The 7,652-nt window shown below is 70.7% G+C and carries 4 protein-coding genes and 1 pseudogene; 1 reads left to right on the top strand and 4 read right to left on the bottom strand.

Features of this window, described 5'->3' with window-relative positions; all coding sequences use genetic code 11:
- The 3 genes and pseudogenes from ABD714_RS20510 to ABD714_RS20500 all read right to left on the bottom strand — a co-directional run.
- Window positions 1-242: pseudogene (locus ABD714_RS20510) on the bottom strand (ABC transporter permease); the annotation flags it as partial.
- A 31-nt stretch (window positions 243-273) separates the two neighbouring features.
- Window positions 274-1,833 (bottom strand): sugar ABC transporter ATP-binding protein, encoded by a 1,560-nt coding sequence (locus ABD714_RS20505; RefSeq protein WP_344814306.1) that lies wholly within the window; start codon window positions 1,831-1,833, stop codon window positions 274-276.
- A gap of 115 nt (window positions 1,834-1,948) precedes the next feature.
- Entirely contained in the window at window positions 1,949-2,956 is a 1,008-nt protein-coding gene (locus ABD714_RS20500) for an NAD(P)-dependent alcohol dehydrogenase (RefSeq protein ID WP_344814305.1), read from the bottom strand.
- Window positions 2,957-3,037: 81 nt separating this feature from the next.
- Here ABD714_RS20500 and ABD714_RS20495 point away from each other — a divergent pair, with 81 nt between their 5' ends.
- The gene (locus ABD714_RS20495) at window positions 3,038-4,075 is read left to right on the top strand and encodes a LacI family DNA-binding transcriptional regulator (RefSeq protein ID WP_344814304.1); all 1,038 of its coding nucleotides are present in this window, start codon (window positions 3,038-3,040) and stop codon (window positions 4,073-4,075) included.
- Between the two features lie 122 nt (window positions 4,076-4,197).
- On the opposite strand, the gene ABD714_RS20490 is transcribed toward ABD714_RS20495, so the two are convergent.
- On the bottom strand, window positions 4,198-7,560 hold the full coding sequence (locus ABD714_RS20490) for a GH92 family glycosyl hydrolase (RefSeq protein ID WP_344814303.1): 3,363 nt from the start codon (window positions 7,558-7,560) through the stop codon (window positions 4,198-4,200).
- Between the last annotated feature and the right edge of the window lie 92 nt (window positions 7,561-7,652).

Raw genomic sequence — 7,652 nt, 5'->3', positions numbered from 1 at the left:
GTCAGCACGACGATCAGCTCGGCCAGCACGACCACGCCGATGATCGACATCTGCAGCAGCAGATTCGTCAGGTTGGTGCCGCCCCAGAACACGGAGCCTTTGGTGATGGTGGCCACCAGCAGCAGGGCGACCAGGATGTAGAGGGCGTACTGGCTCTTCAGCCAGCCGAGGATCTGACCGCCACGGGAGTGGTCCTCCTCGTAGTGGTGAACCGACGGTGGTGCAGTGGTGCTCGTGGCCATGGGAAAGCTCCTTTGCTCGGGACGGCGGTGATCAGTCTTGGTGGGTGAGGGCGGTGCGGATCAGGTCGTCGGTGTCGGCCTGGTCGGGGTCGAACTCGGCGACGATCTTGCCGTTGCGCATCACGAGGATCCGGTGGCAGAGCGACAGCAGCTCCTCGGCCTCGCTGGAGACCACGAGCACACCCTTGCCGCGGGCGGCGACGGCGTGGATGATCTCGTAGATGTTGGCCCGGGCGCCGACGTCGATGCCCTTGGTCGGCTCGTCCAGGACCACGAACTCGGGGTCGGTCTCCAGCCACTTGGCCACCACGACCTTCTGCTGGTTGCCGCCGGACAGGGTCCGGGTGTAGGTCTTGGTGCCGCCCTTCACCTGGTACTCACCGATCAGCTCACGGACCCGCTTCTTCTCCGCAGCGGCGTCGACGACCCCGGCCTTCGCCATCGTCGGCAGGGCGACCAGGCTCATGTTCTGCCCGTTGTCGAAGTCCTTGACGAACCCCTCCAGCCGGCGGTCCTCCGTCAGGTAGGCGATCTTCTTCTGCACCGCCGCCGTGGGCGTCGGCAGATCGACTTCCTGACCGTGGAGCTTGATCGATCCGGACACGGCCGGCCGCTGGCCGGTGACGGTGCGGGCCACCGAGGACCGGCCGCTGCCGACCAACCCGTACAGGCCGAGGATCTCGCCCGGATGGACGTCGAAGCTGACGCCGTCGGCCGTGCCCCCGTGCAGATCGGTCACCGACAGCACCGGCACCTGGTCGGGGTCGGCGGACACCGGGGTGGGGCGGGCCAGCGCCTTGAGCGCCTGACCGATCATCAGCGAGGTGATCTCGTCGGCGTCGGTCTCGGCGGCGTCCAGGGTCTTGACCAGCTTGCCGTTACGGAGCACCGCGATCCGGTCGCACATGGCGAACACCTCGTTCAACCGGTGCGAGACGAAGATGATCGACGTGCCGGCCTTCTTCTCCCGCTCGACCAGGTCGAGGATGTCGTTGAAGTGCTCCTCGCTGGTCGACGCGGTCGTCTCGTCCAAGATCATGATCTTGTGGTTGGTGACCGCCGCCCGCGACAGCGACAGCATCTGCCGCTGACCCGGCCCCAGATCACGGGCCAGCTGCCGGGTCGACAGATGCCCCAGACCGACGTTGGCCAGCACCTCCCGCGTCTCGGCGTTGTTGGTGTCGACCTTCTGCGCCCACGGCCGGATGTCCCGACCCTCACGCAGCTTGTAGAGCCACACGTTCTCCCCGACGGTGAAGTCGTCGATGATCAACGGCTCCTGGTGCATCATCAACACCCCCGCCTGCTCGGCCTCCGCGGCGTTGCGCACCGGATGGGGGTAGCCGGCGATCGTGATCTCCCCGTCGGTCAACGTGTCGACCCCCGCCAGCAGCTTCGCGAACGTCGACTTGCCGGCGCCGTTGGCGCCGCACACCCCGAGCACGCTGCCCGCATAGCCTTCCAGGTCGACCCCGTCCAGGGCCTTCACCCCGGGATAGTGCTTCTTCACCCCGACCGCGGTGAACGCCACCTCGCGGGTGTCGGCACCGGGGGCCAGGTCGTCGTCGAGCGGTTGAGCGTCGCTGCTCACGTGGTCGTCTCCGTTCTGCGGCCGGGCTCCACGGCGGAGGCCCAGTCCCTAGATTGCGCCGTCCGGGTGACCGGTCGGCGGATGGTGGATTCTGCGGCGAGTCGAAGGTATCCCGTCACTGCTGCGGGTGGATCACGGCCTTGATCGAGTCGGTGACCGTGCGGCCGAGCAGGAGCGCGTCCCGGGTCTCGGCCAGCGGGAAGTGGTGGGTGATCAACGGGTCGACGTCCACCCGACCGGAGGCGATCAGGGAGATGCCCAGCGGCCAGGTGTTCCGGTAGCGGTTGACCAGGCTGATGCTGATCTCGTTGACGTTCAGCTGGGACAGCGGCAAGGGGATCGACTGCTCCTTGGACAGACCGATCACGGCGGCCCGCCCCGCGGGTCGCAGCCTGGCCAGCCCGGCGGCCAGCACCCCCGGCGCCCCGGAACACTCCAGCAGCACGTCGTAGGTGCTGTCGCCGGCGGCGTCGGAGCGCTCGGTGACGAACCCCATCCGCGCGGCCAGATCGAGCCGGAAGTCCGACAGATCCGTCACGGTGACGGTGGTCGCCCCCAGGGCGCGGGCGGCGGCGGCGGCGAGCAGCCCCACCGGTCCGGCTCCGGTCACCAGGACGTCGTCGCCGGGCTCCAGACCGACCCGGCGGCAGCCCCAGATCCCCACCGACAGCGGCTCGACCAGGGCGCCCTGCTCGTAGGACATGGAATCGGGCAACCGGTAGAGGTTGCGGCTGTCGACAGCCAGCTTCTCGACCAGCGCGCCGTCGTGCGGCGGAGTGGCGAGGAAGACCAGGTCGGGACAGAGGTGGTACCGGCCGGCGAGGCACTCACGACAGTCGCGGCAGGGTGTGCCTGGCTCGATCGCGACCCGGTCGCCGACGACGACCCCGGTCACGGCACTGCCGATCTCGATCACCTGGCCGGCGGCCTCGTGCCCGAGGATGAGCGGACCGTCGACCACCCAGTCGCCGATCCGGCCGACCGTGCAGTAGGCGGTGTCGGACCCGCACACGCCGACGGCCTCGATCCGGACCACTGCCTGGTGCGGCAGGGGCGTCGGGTCCGGGACCTCGCGGATCTCGATGGTGTTGGGCTCGGGCAGCACGGCGGCTCGGTTGGGCACGGGTTCTCCTGCAGGTCGTCGTCGACTCGTTGACTCGTGTCAAGCTTGCGGTGAGAATGAACGTAGTGTCATGCTTGACTCGTGTCAAGAGCGACCGGCGGAAACACGGTGCGGCGGGTCAGCCGAGCCGACGTGGCGGAGCGGGCGGGAGTCTCGCACGGCACCGTGTCGCACGTGCTCAACCACCCCGAGCGGGTCCGCCCCGACACCCGGGCCCGGGTGGAGGCGGCCATCGCCGAGCTGGGCTTCGTCCGGGACGAGGCGGCCCGCCATCTCCGGGCGGGCTACTCCCGGACCATCGGGCTGATGCTCCTGGACGCCTGGAACCCCAGCTTCATGGAGATCGCCCGCGGCGTGGAGGAGCGGACGTCGGACGGTCCGTGGACGGTGCTGATGTCCAACAGCGCGCGGGACACGGTGCGCGAGCAGCGTTACCTGCGGGAGTACGCGGCGCGCCGGGTGGCAGGTCTGATCGTCATCCCGAACGACCACGTGGACGACCCCGCCCAGCTGCAGCTGCACGGCGACGTCCCCCTGGTGGTCGTGGACCGGGCCGAGCCGCACGGTTCCGGGACCATGTCCGTGGCCGTCGACGACGCCGCGGGTGGCGCCGCCATGGCCGAGCACCTGGCGGCTCTCGGCCACCGACGCATCGTCTTCGTCGGGGATCCTGCCTCCCAGGCGCCCGTCCACACCCGCTTCGACGCGTTCCGGCAGACCCTCGAACGGGTCGACGGCATCGAGCTGGAGCTCTTCCCGGCACCGCTGACCGTCGAGGCCGGTCTGGAGATCGGTCGTGAGCTCGCCGGTCGGCCACCCGCCCGCCGCCCGACCGCCGTCGCCGCCGGAGTCGACCTGCTCGCCATCGGTGTCCTGCAGAGCCTGCTGGCCCACGGCGTCCGAGTGCCCGAGGACATCTCCATCGTCGGCTACGACGACATCCCGTTCACCGCGCAGCTGTCGGTGCCCCTCACCTCGGTGGCGCGGCCGCACCACCGGATGGGCCTCGTCGCCGCCGAGCTCCTGCTGACGGTGCTGGCCGGCGAGCAGCCGGCGCAGCGCCACGTCGTGCTGCCTCCCGACCTGATCATCCGTGCCTCGACCGGGGTTCCTGGCTGACCGCTGGACTGCGCGCGGCTCACGCGAGGTGCGGCCTGGGACTTCTCCCGCGTCGCGCTGGTCACCGACCACTCCAGCAGATCTGGAACGGTGAAACCGGAGGCGGTGGCCCCTGGACGAGGTCACCGGGACCGGTCGCGGGCGAGCAGCTCGAGCTGGGCCAGTCGGCCGGGGCCCACGGCGGTGAACCGGAAGCGGGCGGCGTGGACGGTGCCGCCGGCCACCCCGAACGCCCGGGTCTGGCGCGGCCAGCGGAACGTGTCGGCGCTCGCCTCCGCGATGAGCGTCCAGCCGGTCGTGGTCTCGGCCTCGAGGCTCCAGGCCGACGGGGCAGCGCCGTCGGCCGCCGAGGTGAGGGTGATCAGCTCGACGTCCACGGCCTCCCCGGTGGCGATCTCGATCGCGGTCCCGGGGGCGAGCTCGACGGCGGTGGCCGAGTGGTCGTCGATCAGTGAGCCGACGTCCAGGCCCTCCGGTCCGGTCAGGGTCGCGGTCGAGGCCGTGTCGCGGAGCAGCCGTGGCGCCGTGACCTCTCCGTCGACCTCGGGGGTGACCGACGGCGGCGCCTCGCCCGCCCCCCACGGCTGAGGGGCGTCGGCCAGGTGGAACCGGAGCTCCTCGGCCCCGACGAGCTCACGGTGACTGATCCAGGGCCGCGTCCAGGCCACCCCGTCCACCTCGACACCGGCCACGTACACCGTGTCGTGGGTGATGCCCGGCGCCGAGACCTCCCAGCCGACCCCGTCGTCCCGCCGCACCCGCACCCGTTCGTAGAGCGGTGACGACACGACGTAGACGGGGCTGCCGACGGCGACGGGATAGAGGCCGAGTGCGGCGAACAGGTGCCACGCCGACATCTCGCCGTTGTCCTCGTCGCCGCCGTACCCCTGACCGATCTCGCTGCCCTGGTGGAACCGGCGCAGGACCTCGCGGACGGCCGCCTGCGTACGGTCGGGCCAGCCGGCGTGCAGCCACTGGAACGGGAGATGGTGCGCGGGTTGGTTGCTGTGCCCGAACATCCCCATCCGGACGTCGCGGGCCTCGGTGATCTCGTGCATGCTGCGGGGGTAGGAACCCTCGTGGCGACCGGTCTCCGGTCGGCTGAAGATCGTTTCCAGCATGGCCCCGAGCTGATCACGGGAGCCGTGCAGGCCGGCGAGCCCGGCGCCGTCGTGCGGCACCGACACCGCCATGTTCCACGCGTTCGTCTCGGTGTAGTCGTCGCCCCAGTCGTCCGGGTCGAAGCCGTTCTCGACGCGCCAGGCACCATCGGCCCGGCGGCCGTGGAACATCTTCGCGTCGGGTCGGAAGAGCCGCGCGTAGTCCGTCGCCCGAGCGGTGAACCAGCGGAGCTCGTCGCTCAGCCGCGTACGGTCGTAGCCGTCGGGCAGACGATCATGGTCGAGCAGCCAGCGCGCCATCGACGCGATCCCGAAGTCGTTGATGTAGCCGTCGATCGACCACGACATCCCCTCGGGCTCCTCGACCGGGGTGTAGCCGAGGAAGATCGCCCGCTCGAGCGACTTGCGCCCGACCCGGCTGTCGTCGCTCGCGACCGTGGCGTTGCGGACGGCGGCCAGGTAGGCGGTCTCGGCGTCCACCTCGACGTCCTTGACCAGGGCATCGGCGAACGCGACGTCGCTCGACGTCCCGACCATGCAGTCGGCGAACCCGGGGGAGGACCACCGCGGGATCCAGCCGGCCTCCCGGTAGTGCTGCAGGAACCCCTCGACCAGCTCCGCGCTCAGTCGCGGATAGAGCAGCGCGTACAGCGGCCAGGCAGTCCGGTAGGTGTCCCAGAACCCGTTGTTGACGTAGATCTTCCCGTCGACGACCACCGAGCCGGTGCGGGTGTCGGTGTGCTCCTCGGCCGGGAGCAGGGGGCTGGCGTGCACCCAGCGCGGGTCGTCGGCGGTGCCGACGTTCTCGTGCCCGGAGTTCGGGTAGAGGTTGAGCCGGTACAGGTGCGAGGCGACGGTGGTCCTGGCCTCGTCGTCGACCAGCTCGCCGTCGATCTCCAGCGCCCCCAGCCGCTCGTCCCAGGCGTCGGCGGCGCTCTCGCGCAGGTCCTCGACGTCACGCGGGGCGTCCGGTGTGCCCTGCTCCAGCTCGAGGTTGCGGCGAGCCTGGTCGACCGAGAGGTACGACGTCCCGAGGCGCAGGATCGCGGTGAGCGGTCCCGAGGTCGACGCCAGGTCCACGAAGCAGGCGACCTCGGGCCCGGCGCCGTCGTCGAGCCGGCCGGTCGCGGTCACCGCGACGGTTCCGGCTCCGGTGTCGAAGCGGCCGTAGACGAACATCGGCCCGGCCCCGTCGGCCCGAGGTCCGGGCAGCGAGTGGGTCCAGCCGGTGATCGTGCCGTCCGCGGCGACGTCGCACCGTCCGTCGGGAGTCGCGTTGTCGAGCACGAAGCGTCCGGTCGACCCGCTGAACGTGATCTTGATGGCCGTCGTGTGGTCGGTCGGGACCAGCTCGGCGACCGTCGGTCCGGCTCCGTCGGGTTGCAGCTCGACCCGGTAGTGGTGCGGGCGGGCGAGCTCGTGATCATGGTCGAAGGCGATCGAGCGGGCCGCCGGATCGGCGGTCGGCGGTCGGTCGGTCGACTGCGGCATCACCTGGAACACCAGCCGGTCCCCCATCCACGGGCTGGGCTGGTGGCTGACCGCCAGGGCCTGCAGGCGCGGGCGGTTCCGGTCGTCGTTGTGGTCGGACCAGGAATAGAACCAGCGCAGGGTGCGGGCGTCGGTGACCGGGGTGAAGAAGGCGAACCCGTTCGGCCAGGCGGTGGCCGGAAGGTTGTTGCCGCGGCTGAAGAGCCGGTTGGACAGCGTGCCCCGGGTGGCGATCACCCAGTCGACCGGTCGGCTCCGGACCGGGTCGCCGGCGTCGCCCAGGCGGATCCGGTCCAGGAAGCCGGTCACGTCCTGTCCCGGGGTCGCGTCCCAGGCCAGCTCGACCGCGACCGCCCGCCGACCGGCGAGCGACCCGAGGGCGACGCGGCGCAGATTCCACTGGTGCGGGTACATCGCCTTGGAGGTGCCCTGGACGTCCGGTTCCAGTCCGTAGCCGAGCTGGTCGACCACGCCGTACGCGGAAGCGCGAGTGCCGTCGGAGAGGACGACGTCGACGGCGACGTGGCCACCCGTGTAGCGCAGCTCGTCGTCCAGCCGGTAGCCGATCACGTACGACAGCTCGGTGTGGTCGGCGATGATCAGGTCGACGTCATGGAGGAGCGCGCGGTGCACACCGTGCAGGACCACGCAGTGCACACCGTGCGACGCGGAGCCGTCGAACCGGATCGCGTGCGTGCCGACGAACCCGCGACCGGGCACCCCGTGGTACCAGTCGTGCGGACCCTCGTCGATGCGGACCGACAGCGCGTCGCTGTCGTCGAAGCGGCGCTCGCTCAGGCAGCTGGTCGCGGTGTACCGCTCGGGTGGGTGCATGGCCTCCATCCAACAGTGCTCCCGATGCACCTCACCCACCACCTGATCCGCCGGCTCTCGCCGGAGATCACTGGCGCAGCCCTCGCGTCGTCGACCCGGACGGCCCGTTCGGTGTTAGAAGTGACTGCGGC

Origin of the sequence: Microlunatus aurantiacus (genome assembly GCF_039536605.1) — a bacterium.
Classification (GTDB): domain Bacteria; phylum Actinomycetota; class Actinomycetes; order Propionibacteriales; family Propionibacteriaceae; genus Microlunatus; species Microlunatus aurantiacus.
The sequence above is the reverse complement of the archived record's forward strand: the minus strand, read 5'-3'. Positions and strand labels throughout refer to the sequence as shown.